Source organism: Leptolyngbya sp. NK1-12 (assembly GCF_032598965.1).
Taxonomy (GTDB): Bacteria; Cyanobacteriota; Cyanobacteriia; order Elainellales; family Elainellaceae; genus Elainella.
On record NZ_CP053587.1, the window covers coordinates 154,998 to 172,252 of the forward strand.

Below are 17,255 nucleotides of genomic sequence, written 5' to 3' on the forward strand. Positions count from 1 at the left end.
TTGGAGCTTCAGACTTCTGTCTCTTCTACAACCTACCTAAAACGCCCTTCAAATGTGATACATCGGATTAGTTTGTCGATAGGCATCACGTCTCTGGCACAAATCCTGTAAGGTATAGTGACTAAAAATAGTGTGAGAAGCCGATTTGGCTTGTTTCCAAATTTCGTGGATCAGATTTTTTTCCACAGTTGCTGAAGCGGCGACTTCTTTCTCAAACCGGTCTCCTTCCACCGAGGTGATAATTTCCAACAGCGTGATTTGCCAAGGCTCACGACTCAGTACATAACCTCCTTTTGCCCCTCGCTGACTTTGCACGATTCCACTCCGGCGCAGATTCGTGAGAATTTGTTCCAAATACCGATCTGGAATGTCTTGTTTGGCTGTAATCTCGGAGATTTTCAGCGGCTCTCTTTGGTGGTAACGGCCTGCCATTTCCAATAAGGCAAGCAGGGCGTATTCGACTCTAGCAGATAGTTCCACAGTACGCGGTTGGAAAATCATAAGGTGTCTAGCCACTATACTACGGTTTCTCAATCAAGTTAAAGTATTTTTTGAAATTTTTATAAATTACGTTAAACCGATAGAGTTTGTCGGTTTTATCTTGCCAAGTATGATACTATGCTCTAAATTCAAAAAGAACAGTAACTTGATTGACTAACCGTAATTTTTTGTTGCGCGGATTGAGAAATGTCTCAAAAGTTAAATAGAGAGATAGGCTAGGTTGCTTCCCCAATCTCTCGCTCTCTAAACAATCACCAGCTTCCCTCTACCTGATAATTAGAGTCACATCCTGGTGGCTACAAAAACGATCCAAAAATCATGTGCCTTGCTCAACCAGTCTCCAAGCCACTGCTCTCCTGCTCCATTTCTGACTCCTATCTCCTGTCTCCTAACTTCCGCCCCCTCTCTAGCTCTGTGCCGAGTCGCTCACCCTTTCTCCTATGGTCACTGCTCCTACTTCGCTAAGTTTTCCAACTAAGGTGCGCCTATCGTTTTCGCCTCGTTCAGTTTTGCCCAAAACGAATGAATTGTGGGCAATTCAAGCGGGCTTTGTGCGCGTGTTGACCCGGCCAGAGGAAGGCAGCAGCCTGACCTTAGGAATTTGGGGCACAGGCGATGTGGTGGGCCGCGCTTTATCGATTGCTCATCCTTATCACATCGAGTGTTTGACATCGGTGCAGGTGGTGGCCATTAGCCTGAATGACTTGACTAACCCCACCGAAGTGCTGCTGAAGCATCTGCATCAAGCAGAAGAATTAATGCTGATCCGCAGCTATAAACGCATCGATACAATGCTGCTAAAACTATTGAGTTGGCTAGCCAATCGATTTGGTCAGGATGCCAATCAAGGTCGCCTGATTGATCTGCGCTTAACTCACCAAGACTTATCTGAACTGTTGGGCACAACCCGTGTCACCGTGACTCGCGCCCTGATTCAACTCGAGCAGCAAGGCTTTATTCAGCGCCTCTCATTACAGCGGATCGTGTTACAGCAAGCTGAATATTGGCATTATGAAATTTGATCAGCCTGAAATTTGATCAGCAGAACAGTATCTAGCAGTCGTTGTAGCTTTCACCGGTTCTTCCACTCGATTGATCGGGGTCGGTTGGGCGCTGATTGAGGAGAGGTTGCAATTTCAGCTAGGCTTATCCAGCAATCACTACTATGGGTTGCAGCAAAAGCTTGAACATTGAGTCGCTTAGCAGTTTCCCATATCAGTCTCCACATATTAGACATTGAGCTGAAATGAAGTCCTGTACCAATTTCATCAGCGAGTAGAACACCGTCTCTTGCAATATTGCCTAATGGAATGCGTTGGTTGCTATCCTTTAGACGCACAGCCGCCCCCCTGGAGGAGACGGTGATGTAGATCGTCCAGAACCAACTGACGCTATACGCTCAACAAGGGATTCAATAGTTCTCAGTGGTTCAATCACTAAATCCTCTTCTGGTGTCAGAACAATCTGATCAAACAGTGCAAGCATATCTTTGTTGGTCAGCGAATTGGTCAGCGAAGATGTGGTTATATGTTGCGCTCTAACCCCTAAGTTTTTTGATTCTCCAGAAATACGAAGAATATTTGCAGGCAAACCTTGATTTGCAGATAGAGGAACCTGAATAGTTTTATTTTCTCGCTTTAAGTAATTAATGACAAATTGCCAAATTGTAAAGTTGCTTGCCACGGCTGGCAATTTCTATGGTATTCTGACACATAATCTACTATATCTTGATAAAGATACCGGAGATTAAGTTGTCCGCTTGTGAACTGGGAATTAAAGGAAATTAAATATGCTTGATGCGCTTCAGCAATCGCTGCCGTTTCGTTGGGTTCGACGCTGCTTTCAAGCCCTGCCACGCCGACCGTTTACCCTTTTGTTTGCGGTTGGATTAGGACTGAGCTTAATCACCGCTGCATGCTCACCCAATTCAACTTCTAGCTCTACAACGGCCCCAGCGGCCCCAACTCAGTCGGTTGAAGTGCGGATCGGCTATCAAAAGGCTGCTACTATTCTCAACGTGCTCAGAACCCGTGAGGATTTAGCCAAAACACTGGCAGATTCTGGAGCAACCGTATCTTGGGCTGAATTTCCGGCCGGTCAACCCATGCTAGAGGCATTAAACGCTGGCTCGATTGACTTTGGCTATACGGGAGAAGCTCCGCCGATTTTTGCCCAAGCGGCTGGAGCGCCCCTGCTATATGTGGCTTATGATCCTTGGAGTCCCAAGGCAGAGGCGATTGTGGTACCTGAGGACTCACCAATTCAATCTGTGGCCGATCTAAAAGGCAAGAAGGTTGCGGTTGCTAAAGGTTCCAACACCAACTATCTACTGGTTGCAGCTCTAGAGAAAGCAGGACTGAAATTTAGCGATATTGAACCTGCTTATCTGCCACCTGCAGATGCCCGCTCTGCGTTTGAAGGCAGAAAAGTGGACGCATGGGCCATTTGGGATCCGTTTTTGGCAGTGGCAGAATCGACTGCCGGCGCGCGAGTAATTGTTGATGCCACCGGATTGGCTCCCAATCGTGGCTATTATTTAGCGTCAAAATCCTTTGTGGAGCAACATCCAGAACAGCTCAAAGCCGTGTTGGATAGCGTTAAGCAAGTGAGTGACTGGGCGGCTAAAAACCCAACCGAGGTTGCCGAATTCCTAGCTCCAGAGTTGAAAATCGATCCGGCTCCGCTGGAAAAGGCCGAGAAGCGGCGAGAGTATGGTGTGTTGCCAATCACAGATGATGTAATCAACGATCAGCAGAAAATTGCTGATACCTTTCAAAAGATTGGCCTGATTCCTCAAAAGATCAACGTGCGTGAGGTTATTTGGACCGAAAAGTAAGAGATTCTCACTTGGAATAACTTGGAATAACCTGGAGTGAAATATGAGTATCAACTTAGATATCCGTCCGACTGCTGGGCGAATTGGTGCAGAGATTAAAGGCATTAATCTGAGTGGAGACCTAGACGATTTTGCTATCAACGCAATTCGGAAAGCCCTGGTAAAGTACAAAGTGATTTTCTTCCGGCAGCAAAACCTAGATGCTGACGGTCAGATCCGCTTTGCCCGTCGCTTTGGTGAATTGACAACTGCTCATCCAACCTTGCCGCCTCTGGTAGAGCGTCCAGAGGTGTTGGATCTGGATTACGGTCGCACGGCAACCCGCTCAAATGAATGGCATACTGACGTTACCTTTGTAGATCGTCCGCCGCTTGGCTCTATACTGCGAGCTGTAGAAATTCCACCAGTCGGGGGTGACACAATTTGGGCTAACACAGTTACTGCCTACCAAGATTTGCCAGCCCATCTTCAAACTTTGGCTAACGGACTTTGGGCAGTTCACACTAACGCCTACGATTATGTTAAGCCAGCCGTAACGCTGAACGAAGCTACCAAAGCCTACCACCAAGTTTTTACTTCAACCGTATACGAAACTTTGCATCCCGTCGTTCGGGTTCATCCGGAGTCGGGTGAGCGAGGGCTGTTTATTGGCGGCTTTGTACGGCAAATTCGCGATCTATCTACGTCTGAGTCAACCGCACTAGTGCAGCTCTTGCAATCCTACGTGACTCGCCCTGAGAATACAGTCCGCTGGCGCTGGCAAGTGGGTGATGTGGCCTTCTGGGATAATCGAGCGACTCAGCACTATGCAATTTATGACTATGATGGCCAACCTCGTCGAGTGCAGCGGGTTACGATTGCCGGCGACCGTCCTATTAGCATTGATGGTAAGTTCAGTCAGGCAATCAAAGGAGATGCTTCAGCCTATCTTCCCCAGGCTGTTTGAGCCAGTTCTCTTGTGCTCAAATCAATTCTAGAATTCGCCTGAGTTATTCAAACAAGGTCATATCTTATCTGGGCAGTGGAGTACTCTCTTCAATGCTCAGTCTTTGTCAATTCAAATTCTCAGAAATTAGTAGGAATATTTACCAATGCATCACCTATCTCCAACCAGACTATTAAAGTTCGTTTATCCCTATTGGGTGGTTGCTAGAGTGATCACTCTAGTCGTTGGAAGTCTTGTATTTCTTATGTTGCATGAAATGCTGCGGTATATGCTGCATACTCCGAATGCATCAGCTAGACGGAAGCTAAACTATATGAATCGAGCTAGCTGAGCCGGCATCTAAAGCTGGTTATGCTGCTGGCTCTACGATCTACAAGTTATTCAAATCCATCTGATCCGCCAGCGTAGAGGCATTCTGCCATTGGCGTAGCCTTTCCGCAGGAAATAACGCCTGTATTGCATGTCGAGCGGCAAGCGAACAAACAGAATCGAATTCGGATTGTTTGCCAAGGTCAACTCCAAGGTCCGCGGGTTCGCTGCTTCCAGATCAGGTATTCATCAACTGAAGCAAAGTATTGAATGGTGCTATCCAACCCTTCCGGTCTGCCCTTGAGATAGCCCGATAGGTAGCTTTCATCCTGCATGCGAGGCAGCAATCCAGCGTCGCGATCCCGCTGTCCTTTTTGAAACTGCTCTTGGCGAAGATAGTTGAACATCATGCAACTGAGGCGAGAATTACGTTACTTCTAATCTACATGTAGTAACAGATAGAAGCAAATGTTCCTTTTTGTTGAATCGATAATTAAAAGTGATTGACAACTTTTGATTAATTTGCATCATGCAGGGCAACAGCTAGCAGATGTTAAATATCCTGTCAGCCCTGATTTCAAGAAGTTACATTCAGCGAATTGAACCCCTTGCTTTCTCGGTTGAGTTATGTAATAGTCCTAGTTAATAAAATACGGTAAATCGACCAATTAACCGTAGATTAATATGGCTTCATAACAAGGGCGAGAAAATCAAGGTTTTGCATGCGGACTAATCCTCCTCACGTCCGCTTTCTTCTTGCTTCCCTTCTAACTAAATCATTGGATGAAAGCGAGCGTAACTCGCCTGAGAGCATAGGCTGAAACATCAATCGAAACCGCTTTTCTCAAGACATCACTCAACTCTTGAAAATCATAGGAGTACAGCAATGACACAAGCCATTGAACGAATTGAAACAAATTATCAGCAAATTGCTGCTGACCTATCTGATGAATTGGCGGCTAGTGCCGTTGAACGTGACCTCAGAGCGGGTGCTCCTGATGAAGAAATTCGGCGACTGCGAGAAACCGGGTTGTTACCGCTAGTGGTTCCCAAATCCTATGGAGGTGGGGGAGCGACTTGGGCAGAAGCCCTGAAGATTGTGCAGGAGTTGGCTAAAGCTGATGGTTCAGTCGGACAGCTTTATGGCAATCATCTCAACCTGACAACGCTGGCAGAAGTGGCCGGGACGCCGGCACAGGCAGAACGCTATTACCGTGAGACGGTTGAGCGCAATTTGTTTTGGGCCAATGCCATCAACACCCGCGATGAGCGCCTCAAACTGACGCCCGAAGGAGATCACTACCGCGTCAATGGCATCAAGTCCTTTGGTACAGGCGTGACAGAAGCAGACTACCGCGTCTTTTCTGCCGTACAGGAGGGCGTCGAGCTTCCGCCAATTTTTGTAATTCCCCGTGATCGAGAAGGCTTGGTCTACAACGATGATTGGGACAACTTTGGGCAGCGACGTACCGCCAGCGGCAGTTTTACGTTTAACAACGTCTATGTAGTGGCAGATGAAGTTCTGGGACCACCCCCTGATCCAGACGGTGCCTTTGCCACATTTCTGGGTATCGTAGCTCAGTTGACCAAAACCTACGTCTATTTGGGCATTGCCGAAGGAGCGTTAGAAGCGGCTAAGCATTACACCATAACCCAAACTCGACCCTGGATTACATCTGGCGTCGATAGTGCGACAAAGGATCCTTACATTCTTTATCACTACGGTGAGTTTTGGATTGAGTTGCAAGCTGCAATTTCACTGGCAGACCAAACGGCTGAGAAAGTAACGGCAGCGTGGGAAAAGAAAGCGGCGCTGACTCATCAAGAACGTGGCGAAGTAGCAGTTTCTGTTTCTGCGGCTAAGGCACTTGCTACCAAAGCAGGATTAAACATTGCTAATCGTATTTTTGAAGTCACTGGAACTCGCTCAACCGCAACTCACTATGGCTTTGACCGCTATTGGCGCGATTTGCGCACCTTTACCCTGCATGACCCGGTAGATTACAAATTGCGCGATATTGGTAATTGGGTGCTGAATCATGAATTACCAACGATAACTCAGTATTCATAACTGTTTCTAGAATACTACTGAGTAATTCAATCTGACTTAGCAGTAGATGAATATAAGGACATTATCTGTATTGTTTATCCCAAGGAGAAGCCACCATGACTGTCCAAAGCACTCAAATTTTAGAGCAATCTACCGGTTCCTGGTTGGAAGTGCCTGATGAGGCCGACCTGCCTGCTGAAGTAAGAGCGATATTTCAGGCTCAGCGAGACTGCTACGGATTTGTTCATCCCTATTTTGTTGGTTATTCGCTCAATCCAGATCATCTACTGCGTTGGTTCAATTACTACGATGCCTTGCAGCATGGTCAAGGTGAATTGTCCCATCGAGAGCGCGAAATTATTGCTGTGGTGGTATCAGCCGCCAATCGGTGTGAATCCTGCGTGATTACCCATCAGGCTCAGTTGCGCGAGGTGACTGGCAATCCTGAATTGGCAGCAGCGGTAGCAGAAAATTATTGGACAGCTCCTTTGAACGAACGAGAACGAGCCTTGGCTGACTTTGCGGTCAAAATTACTCGCTTGGAGCAAGAGCTTTCCCCCGCTGATCTAGCGCCCCTGCGGCAACTTGGTTTTTCTGATTTGGCGATTCTGGAAGCGGGTGAAATTGCGGCTCAGTTTAGCCTGTCGAATCGACTGTCTAAAGCATTCGGTTGGAAGGTGAAACGAGAACAGTATCAGCTATAGTGTTTGTCGTACTTAGTGTCTGTGGTCATCAGTGTTGTGGTCATCAGTGTCTGTCGCAATTAGATTGGCAACAGCAACCGATAGGACTGATTCTCAACCACAATCGAAAATCCCAACCAGATCAGGACAAACGGAAAGATTTTCCGAGCATAGTGCGCCATCACAAAGGCAATTGCAGGTTGACGAGTCAGGTGATAGGACATGAAACACCAAACGCCAACCGTGAGATAGCAAACTAGTAGAATAACGGCTAGGTTTGGGAGAGTGCTGCTGGCAAATAAGGGAATATAGATGCCAACATTGTTGCCACCATTGGCAATCGTCACGGCAGAAACTCTGTAAGTTTGCGGATCCCGGATGGTTTCCCAGAGGGTTTGCTTCGGATGACTGGGTCTGCCGGAGGTTGGTTTAGTGTTGAGACTGGCTGAAACGGTTTGAATGGTCTCTTCCGGTTCGCGGCTCAGCAGATGGCTAATGCCAATCATCACTGGTAGAAACCCCAGCAATCCGATCCAAATGGGTGGAATCGCTAAGCCACCTAGAAAACCCACTAAGCTAATCGCCACAAGTGCCGTGAAGCCAAGAAACTCACCCACAACCACATGCCGGGGTCGAAAGAAACGGTTGACTTTACCGAAGAACAGGGTCAGGTAGATATTGTCATCGAATGTAGTGGCAAAAGCGGCGGCAATGCCGGTGACTAATGCGCCAATCAACCAATTCATTGTTTTTCCTCATCAATTTTTGGGATCACTGATGTGTTTAATCAGTAGTAGGCAAGCACAAATCGTCGCTGGATAACTTGCCTGTTTTGCAACTGCATGTGTTACAGTCTCAATTTATAGAGATTGATTCATACAAGCAAATATTCTTTTTTGTCAAACTCATAAATTGAAGTGATGCATCGCCATGATTGAAGGACTGAGCCACATTACGTTCATCGTGCGCGATCTGGATCGCATGACCCAATTTCTCACGACCATCTTTGATGCGAAAGAGGTTTATGCCAGCGGCGAGGCAACCTTCTCGATTGCGAGGGAAAAGTTTTTCTTGATCAACCAGACTTGGATAGCCGTGATGGAAGGAGCACCGCTATCCGAACGAAGCTATAACCATGTAGCCTTCAAAATTCCTGAACCGGAGCTGAAACAGTATGCGGCTCGGATTCGCTCGTTGGGAATTGAACCGCAATGGGGACGCAGCCGCATCCCCGGTGAAGGGCAGTCACTCTACTTCTACGACGATGATAATCACCTGTTTGAACTGCATACCGGTACATTAGAGCAACGCTTAGCTAGCTACCAGACCACTAACTCAGCTTCAGTAAGCTAGCTTCAGTAAGCTAGCTTCAGCAACCGTTCCTCAGCAGCCTTGAGGGTTTCTGGAGTTTTGCTGAAACAGAACCGAATTAGCGATTGGCCTAATTCTGGTCGGCTAAAGAAACTAGAGCCAGGAACAACCGCTAAGCCAATATCCTTGATTAAATGGTAGGTAAATTCAACGTCATTGGGATAGCCAAATTGGGAAATATCTGCAAGTACATAATAGGCTCCCTGTGGCACAAAATAAGGAATGCCAGCTCGGTCAAGCGCTTGCAAAATGAAATCACGCTTTTGCTGATAGGTGCTTGCTAGATTTTCGTAGTAGGATCGGGGCAACTGCATCGCCACGACTCCAGCTCGCTGTAACGGTGCAGGTGCACCAACCGTCAGAAAATCATGCACTTTACGAATTGCTCCAGTCAATTCTGGATTCGCTAAGATGTAGCCAACTCGCCAACCCGTGACGCTGTAGGTTTTAGATAAACCGTTAATGGTGACTGTGCGATCAGCCATACCCGGTAGCGAAGCCATCGCAACATGCTGGGTACCGTCATAGAGAATATGTTCGTAAATTTCATCGGTAAAGGCTAGCACATCCCATTTCTGGCACAGCTCGGCAATAATAGTTAACTCTTCGCGGCTGAATACTTTACCGGTTGGGTTGTGGGGCGTGTTGATGATAATTGCCTTTGTATTTGCATTAAATGCCTGCCGCAGTTCCGCTTCGTCAAAACTCCAGTCGGGTGGATGCAGCGTTACATAGCGAGGGGTGGCGCCAGTAAGCACCGCATCGGGGCCATAGTTTTCGTAAAACGGCTCAAACACAATCACTTCATCGCCAGGGTTTACGGTTGCCAGCATGGTTGCTGCCATCGCTTCGGTGGAACCACAAGTGACGGTAATGTGCTGTTCAGGATCGATCGCTAAACCGAGGTACCAACCTACTTTCTCAGCGATTGCCATGCGAAACGGACGGTCGCCCCAGGTAATGGCATATTGATTCAAATCGGCATGAATAGCTTCACAGGCGGCCTGCTTCAGCTCTGGAGGACAGGCAAAATCGGGAAAGCCCTGAGCTAGGTTCACCGCACCATACTGCATGGCCACGCGGGTCATTTCGCGAATTACCGACTCTTTAAATTGACCAGCCTTAACTGAGGTTTTGGGTTTGTACAGCGATGTCACTACGTCCTCCCGACGAGCGGTTTTACAGTATAGTTCTCGATATTTAGCACCAACCACAGCCTTTTGCTGCCTGTAGAACGCACTCCAACCGATTCTCTGCTAGCAGCGTTTTTGCTGAAGCTGACCAAACCTAGGCAGCAGTCGCTTAAGGTAACCCCTTGTTTGGTTTACCACATTTCCCAGAGGTTTGCTAGTGCACAAGTAGAACAACTTAATTAAACATGAAACCCAAAGGAGGTGTTGTGGCCATCCTTCGGGCGGCGACAGCATCCTGGTGTTTTTCGGCATCTTGGTTTTAGCCGGTTGCACTAGATGTACATGCCGAAAAATGCAGAGATATCGGGTGTTAGTGAATCAGTATCGATGGGTGATGGTTGCAGCACTTCACCACAACGCTCATTAGCGGGCACTGCTATCTTCATCTTTTTCGGCAACGGTAAGTTCAAATTGCTCATGAGCTGAATAAACTGAAGGCGGTTGCGTCCGGCAAAGCGAGGATTCCAGCGTTTTTCTTCGCCAATCGTTGAGCAGGTTCTACCCTGGTAATCATGGCCTGGATAAACCAGCGTTGAATCTGGCAACGTAAACAATTTTTGGGTGACGGCATCGAACAGCAAAGCAGCATCACCACCTTGAAAATCGGTACGGCCACAGCCGCGAATAAATAGGGCGTCACCCGTCAACAAATGCGTACCGTTAATTAAATAAGCCATGTGGCTATCGGTGTGGCCCGGAGTCGCAATTGCTAGAATTTTAATCGCTCCCAATTGCAGAATTTCGCCATCTTGAATTAACCGATCTGCTCCCTTCACGGTTGCGTCATTGGGCACAATCACCTGGCATCCGGTTAACGTCCGCAATTGGTGTGCGCCAGTAATATGATCAGCATGAATATGGGTTTCCAAGCAAGCGTATAGAGACAGGCCCAATTCCCGCAATACTTGCAGGTCGCGTTCCATCTGTTCTAGCACTGGATCAACTAGGATGGCGCTGTGGGAGTCGGCAATCAGGTAGGTGTAGGTGCAGGATTCTCGGTCAAAAAGCTGTCGGAATGTCCACTCAGCAGGCTGAGGAAGCCGAAGCGACTGATTGAATTGAGAAGTTGCAGCATCAAACGATGTAACCGGTTGGGCGAGCGCTTGCAGGATCTGCTCTGCCAAATTCTGGGCCTGTAGCCGCAGCTCAGGTACGGCAGTTGTTTCCCAAAGGCTAGCCTTACGGGTAGTCCCAATCGTGTATAGGTAGTTAGAAGCGTTGCCGTCAGCATCAATAACAGCTCCGACCGCATCGGTCTCAATACCAATCGCTAAAGCACTGGGGCGGATTAGCCGCTGTTCCTGGAGGCTGGCAATCAATGGATGTTGAAGGCGGCGATAGTCGCAGGCTGCTCCCGTGCAGTTAATGATTCGCTCAACGGTTAAGGTGATGTTGCGATTAGTGCCCCGGAGACGCAAAGTGATATCAACACTGTGATTTGTATCTTCCGATGCTTGGCAGCTTTGAATCCGTCCGGCATAGTGGATCAGTTGCCCTGATTGGATCAGCTGATCTAACACATTCGCCACTTTTGGAGCGATTCGATGGCGATGGACTTCCCAATAGGATTTGACATGGCGCAAAAAGCGCTGTTGTTCAGTCAGCGGTAATTTTTGCCAGAGAGATTGGGTAATTGGGCGCAAGCCATCGATTACACTCCGCCAATCTTGACCGTCACGGGCGGCGGCTTGAATTTCTTGCCGGACTCGCTGTAATAGTCCTCGCATGGTTATAGGAGTATTGTCCAGATCAACACAGGCGGAACGAGATACAGATGGCAGATGACGTTGCGGCAACAAACCATGCCGCGAAACCGCATAGATCGGACCTCGATGCCCCTGCTGATGCAGTGAAATGACCATATCCGCCATCGTTAACCCAGTCCCCACCAGTAACACCGCCGCATCTGGATTGAGTTGAGTCACTGCATCCCATGACCAGGCTTCTCGCACGTAGCGTTCACGGTTGCTCAGGTGTTTGAGGGGGGCAGGCAGACTAGCCGCAACGTTGCCAGTCGCAAGCACTACCTTATTAGCCTGAAGGGATTCTCCGGTACTCAGATGAATCAATGCCCCATTCGCAGTGGGTTCAATGCCAACTGCTTCTTCGGTAATCCGTTCAAATCGAGTATATGGTGCTGCATGAATAATCGCTTCCCGTAGCGTTGCTTGGATATAGTCACCATAGACTTGACGAGGTACAAAAGCATCGGCATCAACTACAATTCCACGCGGCTGAGTTTTGCGGAGCCAGTGGAGAAAATGCTCTGGTTGATCAGGAAAGGCGCTCATTTTGCCGACTGGGACATTGAGCAGATGGGCATCGACTGAAGTACTGTAAGCAATGCCGCGACCTACTTCTGGGCGTTTTTCAATCAACTTGATTGAGACAGGAATACCTGCACTCAACAAATGAGTGGCGATCATGGCACCACTAAAACCACCGCCAATGATCGCAACTGTTTGAGGAGGACAGACAGTTTTGGAGATACTAAAGTTCATCAGACTCAATCAGTTTTTCTAACAGCAAAGGTGTATTCATTCAATACCCTAATCTAAACATTTGGAGAATGGGGTAACGTGATGCCATTGTCATCTTAAAATTTTTTAGAAAGAACGGTTATTGACTAGGGAACAGGAAATTAAATTTATCAGTTACGTGATTATAATAAAAAGTCTTTATTCATTTTCGTGCTCTAACCTGAAAGCTCGATTTCATCTGGTTTCCACTGCATAAACTGCCTGGGCCAAAATGGTTTAATCGGAATGTAACAACTACCTTACGGGATCTGTAATAGGACTTTTTGTGATGGATTTGACGTTTCTCCAGCTTTAATTGTCATTACCAATGTCAGGAAATCATAACATATCTAAAAGTCCGAAATTCCACAGGGTTTTTGCATCAATTCAAGTCCTATCCAATTCGGTTGATCCGCCAACGTAGAGACGTTTCGGCGAAACGTCTGTACAATTTTCGCGTAGAGGCGTTTCGGCGAAACGTCTGTACGATTTTCGCGTAGAGGCGTTTTGGCTACGGCTATAGCAGTCAAGTTTGAGCCTCTAACATTTTCTCAAACGCCAAAGCTGCCTGGGTCTGAAACCGTTGAGCGTGCTTGATTTGCAAAATTGGAAGCACAATCTCTAGCGGTTTTTTGGCTTCTTTTCTGGGCATCACCCGCACGGCACGCAAAATTTTGAGCTGTATCTCTTTTTTAATCATCGACTCTGGTAAAACCGCCGCACCCATGCCATCTTCGAGTGCCGCCTTCACCATTTCACTGCTGCTAACTACCATTAATACTTTTAATTTCTCCGGAGGAATCTCCCAAACTTGCAGCGTTGCTTCAAACACTTGTTGCAGTGTTGAATGCGATTCTTGCATGATCCAACCGCTGTGCAACAGTTCAGACAACAGAATCGTAGAGCGTTGAAACCAAGGATGAGATTGGCCTACGACAATCTGTAGCCGTTCATGGCCGACAATCATGTGCTGAAGCTGTTTGAATTTAGGCTGCACCAAACCTGTAATTAGCCCTAGATCCAACAATCCAAGTGCAACCCCTTCGCAAATTGCATCTGAATCACCGAGCGTACTTTTAACCGAGATATTAGGATGTTGCCGCTTGAACTGGCTGATTTTAGCGGGTAGCCAGTAGTTACCAATCATCGAGCTGGCTCCTAGCTTCAGTTCTCCCTGCTGCAAGCTGTTAAATTCCCGCAGGCCGCGTTCAATCAGCGCTACATGGTCGAGCAGTTTCTGAGCTTCGACTTGCAAGAGTTCCCCTGCCTCGGTCAATTCAATTTGGCGGCCAATTCGGTGAAATAGCCTGACATCATACTCAGCTTCTAAGCAGTGGATTGCTGAGCTGACGGCGGGTTGAGTTAAGCCTAGCTCTTCTGCCGCTCTAGTGAAATGGAGATGGTGCACCACGGTCAGAAAAACCCGTAGCTGGTCAAGCGTCATGATTTGACTCGCAGATTGTTGCTGTTTTAGTTATTCCAGTTTTAGTCATTCCTATTTATAAGATCAAATATTCTTTTTTGTTGAATTAATAAATAGATTTAATTGACAGTGGCAGGAATCAGAGCAAAGTACAGATTTATCGAATGATATGTCTATAAAAACGTTGCAGCGAAAACTGTAAATCCTTGTGGATATTAGGCTGGATGCTAGGCTAAGGCTGTTCATCAATTCAATTTATCATTTCAACAAACAAGAATATTTGATTTTATCTTTGAGTCTACCTAAAGTAGAACCATGCAAATCAAGCAACTGAGCAATCCCTCGATAGCTACGAAACTAACTCGATAAACCGCCAGTTGCAGTGTGATTGAAATTAAGCATCTCTAGAAGGAATCACAGACCATGAAACTACAGTCATCCAACACCAGCGAACCTGAAAAAAAATTGGCGATTGCCAATTCTCCTAAACTGTCAGAACCTACCTTTGGCCAGAAGTTAGCGGATAAACTGGCTTCTAAAGTTGGCTCTTGGTCGTTTTTGATTGGTCAAACTACAGTGCTGGTTGCTTGGGTTGGCTGTAACCTCACTCCTGGTTTGCCTCACTGGGATGAATCGCCGTTTATTCTGCTCAATCTCGTATTCTCGTTTGCCTCGGCCTATACGGCTCCGGTCGTGTTGATGAGCCAAAACCGCCAGTCGGATGAAGATCGTGCTCATGCTCAACAGCACTACCAAATGAATCTCCAAACCGCTCAAAATCTAGAGTTGCTGCATCAAAAGATGGATCAGATGTATTCTGAAAAGCTGTCGGAGTTGACCGAACTGATTCAACAACAGCGTGAAGCTAGAGTGTTATTCACACCCAAGCAAACGGGAACTGAACTAAAAGAGGACAGCAACATGGTTGTTCAATCGGTCGTGCCAGTACCGGGCTATTTCGGTTTGCTACCCCACAATATTGCTGAGGCAAAAGAATCATTCTATGTTCTGCCAGTTGAAGAAGTTGCCTTATCTCAGCAAAACCCAGATGCTGGTGAATCGTCTAACCGAGTGATGCATGACCAAAACTAGTTGAAAACTTCAATTTGAGTTGTCACTTGACTGGTAGTGTCTATTTTATCCAGGTATGGCTATTTTTATAACACTCTAGTCTCTAATGCATTGCCGTTTGTGTATCTCCTAACGCATTATCAAATCATTCGCAATCAAGATTTCATTCCATGAGCAACTTACTCGCTGCTATTCCCACTGGTATTACTGCTTTTATTGCCACAAACCTGGATGACATTATCATTCTGCTACTATTATTTTCTCAGGTAAATCGCGGCTTTCAACGTCGGCATGTGGTCATGGGGCAATACCTCGGCTTTACCTCTCTAGTGCTGATGAGCATGCCAGGATTCTTAGGAGGACAGTTGCTGCCGCAAACCTGGATTGGTATGTTAGGAATTGTGCCGATTGCAATTGGTGTGAATCGCTTGCTCAGCCGCGATCAGGAGGAAGAATCGGAGCAGAATTTAACTGTAGCCGCATCTGCCTCACCCTTTGCGAATTTTCTCTCACCACAGGCTTGTAGTATCGCCGCGATCACAATTGCCAACGGAGGAGACAATATTGGCATTTATATGCCTTTGTTTGCAAGCTGTACAGTAGAAAGTTTACTGGTAATTCTGAGTGTATTTCTTTCACTAGTTGGAGTTTGGTGCTACGCAGCTTACCAGTTAACGCGAGTGCCAATGATTGCAGAGACCCTGACTCGCTATGGCAACCTGCTGGTACCATTCGTTTTGATTGGCCTGGGTGTGATGATTTTGTTTGAGAGCCATACTCTAGAAGATCAGAGCCTATCTATGCTGGCATTGATTGTCAGCGCTGTTGCAACGGTAATGATGAATCGCAAGGTGCTATTACCGCAAAAGAACTAACCAGAATTATGGGCGGGCTGGCCATCGCTACAAAGTTAGCCGCTCAATAAGCTTGTTGCCAAAGTATCTCTCGTTGGCAGCATTAATCTAAGAAAGGGAGAATGTTAAGGAGAACGATGATGAAACCATTGAAAGCGATCTTGGTGTGTCTGGTTGTGTTGATCAATTTGTTAATTGTCCAACCTGCATTCGCCGATGCTCCCAAGTTAGACAAAAACCCCGACTACCAGCAAATTACGACTACTCTGGGTGAGTTGCTCCAGGCTAGAGAAACCCAGCAGTTGCCCGAAGGAATTTCTTCGGCACAAGAACTGCAACAAAAGATAAGTGAACTGCAATATCAGAAATACATTGTGGAGTCGGGTAAGGGTGTGACCGAATGTTTCAATAACACCGGACGCACGATTGCGGTCTACGGCCCAACGGGCAAAAAGTCAACCTCTAAATTCGACAATACGCTCTATTTGCTGCCGAGCGGTGCTGCAACAGATGATGATTGGAACTGTGAAGGCGTGTTTTTGCCCAGTGATCTGAAGGTAGCCGGTCTGGATTTGGGAACTGCCAGCGCCGCTAAATTCCTCAGCGGTACCCGTCTAACGATCAATGAAACCCCAGATGGAGCGATTGAATTCAACCTGCCCCCAGCTCAGTTGTTCAAAGCTGGCAACGTGAATTGGGATATTCCAGATGTGACAGAAGCTGACCTGAATCGCCAATTGCCCCAAGCTCCCACCGATTGAGACTGCTGATTGACTGACAAAACTCTGGATGCTGGCGGCTTTAGACGCATAGCGTCTTCTCCTCGAACCAAAAAACAGGGGCTGCGGCACTTGATCTGTTGATTGTGTGGTGTCAATGCCCCTGTTTCTTATCATTCCACTTGCATCAATTCAATTTATGATTTCAACAATCAAGACTATTTGTTTTTATTGCTTGAGTTCTATAGATTGAGAATAGATCAAGCATGAACGCCTTTCCCCCACATTTCAACTATGCCAGCTTCAGAAGTTTTTTCCCATTACCATCTACCCCAGTCTAGTTTTCAGTCTGCTTCGCAAACACCGCAGCAACGCCAATTCGATCGTCAAACCAATTATCAAACCAATTATCAAACCAGAATTGGCCTGAGCCATTCCCTACTCGACCTACTGCGGATTGTTGTTGTCTTGACCGGATTTGGCCTAGGAATTGCTGCGATTCTGGCCTTTCAGCAGCTTCTGATTCAGATTTACTTTACCTGCTGGCAAATGGCTCTGCTGTTTGCCTTGATTGGTTTAATGGTGGCGCTTTTATTGGGTCAGTTTTATATCAGTCGGCGTCAAATTCAGGCGTTTAACTGGTCTGTCATGTCAAGTATGACTGTGACTGTTTTTGGTTTGGGGGTTGTGCTCTGTATTATGTCTACAACACCAGGACTAACCTAGAGGCAGGAATGGCAGTCCTCTTTAGCTGGGGTTTCTCCAAGCGAGTTCTGCCCG

Annotated in this window: 17 protein-coding genes; 10 read left to right on the forward strand and 7 right to left on the reverse strand. The window is 47.0% G+C overall.

All coding sequences use genetic code 11. From position 1 onward, the window contains the following. Nucleotides 1-48: 48 nt before the first annotated feature. Nucleotides 49-501 (reverse strand): RrF2 family transcriptional regulator, encoded by a 453-nt coding sequence (locus HJG54_RS29170; RefSeq protein ID WP_316436587.1) that lies wholly within the window; start codon nucleotides 499-501, stop codon nucleotides 49-51. A 440-nt stretch (nucleotides 502-941) separates the two neighbouring features. Here HJG54_RS29170 and HJG54_RS29175 point away from each other — a divergent pair, with 440 nt between their 5' ends. Next, nucleotides 942-1,523 carry a Crp/Fnr family transcriptional regulator gene (locus HJG54_RS29175; protein WP_316436588.1) on the forward strand — a complete coding sequence of 194 codons (582 nt, stop codon included), beginning with the start codon at nucleotides 942-944 and terminating at the stop codon, nucleotides 1,521-1,523. 307 nt (nucleotides 1,524-1,830) lie between these two features. Here HJG54_RS29175 and HJG54_RS29180 read toward each other — a convergent pair whose 3' ends face one another. Continuing rightward, nucleotides 1,831-2,184, reverse strand: a complete 354-nt coding sequence (locus HJG54_RS29180) for a hypothetical protein (RefSeq protein WP_316436589.1) — start codon at nucleotides 2,182-2,184, stop codon at nucleotides 1,831-1,833. A 106-nt stretch (nucleotides 2,185-2,290) separates the two neighbouring features. On the opposite strand from HJG54_RS29180, the gene HJG54_RS29185 reads away from it, so the two are divergent. After that, nucleotides 2,291-3,337: a sulfonate ABC transporter substrate-binding protein gene (locus HJG54_RS29185; RefSeq protein ID WP_316436590.1), complete on the forward strand. Its 1,047-nt coding sequence runs from the start codon at nucleotides 2,291-2,293 to the stop codon at nucleotides 3,335-3,337. Nucleotides 3,338-3,380: 43 nt separating this feature from the next. Then, entirely contained in the window at nucleotides 3,381-4,283 is a 903-nt protein-coding gene (locus HJG54_RS29190) for a TauD/TfdA dioxygenase family protein (RefSeq protein ID WP_316436591.1), read from the forward strand. A gap of 512 nt (nucleotides 4,284-4,795) precedes the next feature. Here HJG54_RS29190 and HJG54_RS29195 read toward each other — a convergent pair. Then, complete coding sequence (locus HJG54_RS29195) at nucleotides 4,796-5,002, reverse strand: hypothetical protein (RefSeq protein WP_316436592.1); 207 nt, start codon at nucleotides 5,000-5,002, stop codon at nucleotides 4,796-4,798. 476 nt (nucleotides 5,003-5,478) lie between these two features. On the opposite strand from HJG54_RS29195, the gene HJG54_RS29200 reads away from it, so the two are divergent. Both HJG54_RS29200 and HJG54_RS29205 read left to right on the forward strand, forming a co-directional pair. Then, nucleotides 5,479-6,663 (forward strand): acyl-CoA dehydrogenase family protein, encoded by a 1,185-nt coding sequence (locus HJG54_RS29200; protein ID WP_316436593.1) that lies wholly within the window; start codon nucleotides 5,479-5,481, stop codon nucleotides 6,661-6,663. Between the two features lie 95 nt (nucleotides 6,664-6,758). After that, nucleotides 6,759-7,346, forward strand: coding sequence for a peroxidase-related enzyme (locus HJG54_RS29205; protein ID WP_316436594.1), 588 nt, complete (start codon nucleotides 6,759-6,761; stop codon nucleotides 7,344-7,346). 59 nt (nucleotides 7,347-7,405) lie between these two features. Here HJG54_RS29205 and HJG54_RS29210 read toward each other — a convergent pair whose 3' ends face one another. Beyond that, nucleotides 7,406-8,071 carry a cadmium resistance transporter gene (locus HJG54_RS29210; RefSeq protein ID WP_316436595.1) on the reverse strand — a complete coding sequence of 222 codons (666 nt, stop codon included), beginning with the start codon at nucleotides 8,069-8,071 and terminating at the stop codon, nucleotides 7,406-7,408. Nucleotides 8,072-8,255: 184 nt separating this feature from the next. On the opposite strand from HJG54_RS29210, the gene fosX reads away from it, so the two are divergent. Continuing rightward, nucleotides 8,256-8,678 carry a FosX/FosE/FosI family fosfomycin resistance hydrolase gene (gene fosX / locus HJG54_RS29215; RefSeq protein ID WP_316436596.1) on the forward strand — a complete coding sequence of 141 codons (423 nt, stop codon included), beginning with the start codon at nucleotides 8,256-8,258 and terminating at the stop codon, nucleotides 8,676-8,678. 2 nt (nucleotides 8,679-8,680) lie between these two features. Here fosX and HJG54_RS29220 read toward each other — a convergent pair whose 3' ends face one another. From HJG54_RS29220 to HJG54_RS29230, 3 genes are all read right to left on the reverse strand, one after another. Further along, nucleotides 8,681-9,910, reverse strand: a complete 1,230-nt coding sequence (locus tag HJG54_RS29220) for an aminotransferase class I/II-fold pyridoxal phosphate-dependent enzyme (protein WP_316436597.1) — start codon at nucleotides 9,908-9,910, stop codon at nucleotides 8,681-8,683. Between the two features lie 251 nt (nucleotides 9,911-10,161). After that, nucleotides 10,162-12,390, reverse strand: a complete 2,229-nt coding sequence (locus HJG54_RS29225; RefSeq protein ID WP_316436598.1) for an FAD/NAD(P)-binding protein — start codon at nucleotides 12,388-12,390, stop codon at nucleotides 10,162-10,164. 544 nt (nucleotides 12,391-12,934) lie between these two features. Continuing rightward, nucleotides 12,935-13,852, reverse strand: coding sequence for a LysR family transcriptional regulator (locus HJG54_RS29230; protein ID WP_316436599.1), 918 nt, complete (start codon nucleotides 13,850-13,852; stop codon nucleotides 12,935-12,937). A 402-nt stretch (nucleotides 13,853-14,254) separates the two neighbouring features. On the opposite strand from HJG54_RS29230, the gene HJG54_RS29235 reads away from it, so the two are divergent. The 4 genes from HJG54_RS29235 to HJG54_RS29250 all read left to right on the forward strand — a co-directional run bounded on the left by HJG54_RS29235 (nucleotide 14,255) and on the right by HJG54_RS29250 (nucleotide 17,201). Further along, nucleotides 14,255-14,923: a DUF1003 domain-containing protein gene (locus HJG54_RS29235; protein ID WP_316436600.1), complete on the forward strand. Its 669-nt coding sequence runs from the start codon at nucleotides 14,255-14,257 to the stop codon at nucleotides 14,921-14,923. 149 nt (nucleotides 14,924-15,072) lie between these two features. After that, the gene (locus HJG54_RS29240) at nucleotides 15,073-15,777 is read left to right on the forward strand and encodes a cadmium resistance transporter (RefSeq protein WP_316436601.1); all 705 of its coding nucleotides are present in this window, start codon (nucleotides 15,073-15,075) and stop codon (nucleotides 15,775-15,777) included. Nucleotides 15,778-15,893: 116 nt separating this feature from the next. Continuing rightward, nucleotides 15,894-16,517 carry a hypothetical protein gene (locus HJG54_RS29245; RefSeq protein ID WP_316436602.1) on the forward strand — a complete coding sequence of 208 codons (624 nt, stop codon included), beginning with the start codon at nucleotides 15,894-15,896 and terminating at the stop codon, nucleotides 16,515-16,517. Nucleotides 16,518-16,769: 252 nt separating this feature from the next. After that, nucleotides 16,770-17,201: a hypothetical protein gene (locus HJG54_RS29250; protein WP_316436603.1), complete on the forward strand. Its 432-nt coding sequence runs from the start codon at nucleotides 16,770-16,772 to the stop codon at nucleotides 17,199-17,201. The last annotated feature ends 54 nt before the right edge of the window (nucleotides 17,202-17,255 follow it).

Excerpts from the sequence above, each read along its gene's own strand:
- HJG54_RS29175 (WP_316436588.1), top strand. The coding sequence starts at position 942 with ATGGTCACTGCTCCTACTTCGCTAAGTTTTCCAACTAAGGTGCGCCTA.
- fosX (WP_316436596.1), top strand. The coding sequence starts at position 8,256 with ATGATTGAAGGACTGAGCCACATTACGTTCATCGTGCGCGATCTGGAT.
- HJG54_RS29170 (WP_316436587.1), bottom strand. The coding sequence starts at position 501 with ATGATTTTCCAACCGCGTACTGTGGAACTATCTGCTAGAGTCGAATAC.
- HJG54_RS29240 (WP_316436601.1), top strand. The coding sequence starts at position 15,073 with ATGAGCAACTTACTCGCTGCTATTCCCACTGGTATTACTGCTTTTATT.
- HJG54_RS29195 (WP_316436592.1), bottom strand. The coding sequence starts at position 5,002 with ATGATGTTCAACTATCTTCGCCAAGAGCAGTTTCAAAAAGGACAGCGG.
- HJG54_RS29235 (WP_316436600.1), top strand. The coding sequence starts at position 14,255 with ATGAAACTACAGTCATCCAACACCAGCGAACCTGAAAAAAAATTGGCG.
- HJG54_RS29200 (WP_316436593.1), top strand. The coding sequence starts at position 5,479 with ATGACACAAGCCATTGAACGAATTGAAACAAATTATCAGCAAATTGCT.
- HJG54_RS29225 (WP_316436598.1), bottom strand. The coding sequence starts at position 12,390 with ATGAACTTTAGTATCTCCAAAACTGTCTGTCCTCCTCAAACAGTTGCG.
- HJG54_RS29205 (WP_316436594.1), top strand. The coding sequence starts at position 6,759 with ATGACTGTCCAAAGCACTCAAATTTTAGAGCAATCTACCGGTTCCTGG.
- HJG54_RS29210 (WP_316436595.1), bottom strand. The coding sequence starts at position 8,071 with ATGAATTGGTTGATTGGCGCATTAGTCACCGGCATTGCCGCCGCTTTT.
- HJG54_RS29245 (WP_316436602.1), top strand. The coding sequence starts at position 15,894 with ATGATGAAACCATTGAAAGCGATCTTGGTGTGTCTGGTTGTGTTGATC.
- HJG54_RS29185 (WP_316436590.1), top strand. The coding sequence starts at position 2,291 with ATGCTTGATGCGCTTCAGCAATCGCTGCCGTTTCGTTGGGTTCGACGC.
- HJG54_RS29250 (WP_316436603.1), top strand. The coding sequence starts at position 16,770 with ATGCCAGCTTCAGAAGTTTTTTCCCATTACCATCTACCCCAGTCTAGT.
- HJG54_RS29230 (WP_316436599.1), bottom strand. The coding sequence starts at position 13,852 with ATGACGCTTGACCAGCTACGGGTTTTTCTGACCGTGGTGCACCATCTC.
- HJG54_RS29190 (WP_316436591.1), top strand. The coding sequence starts at position 3,381 with ATGAGTATCAACTTAGATATCCGTCCGACTGCTGGGCGAATTGGTGCA.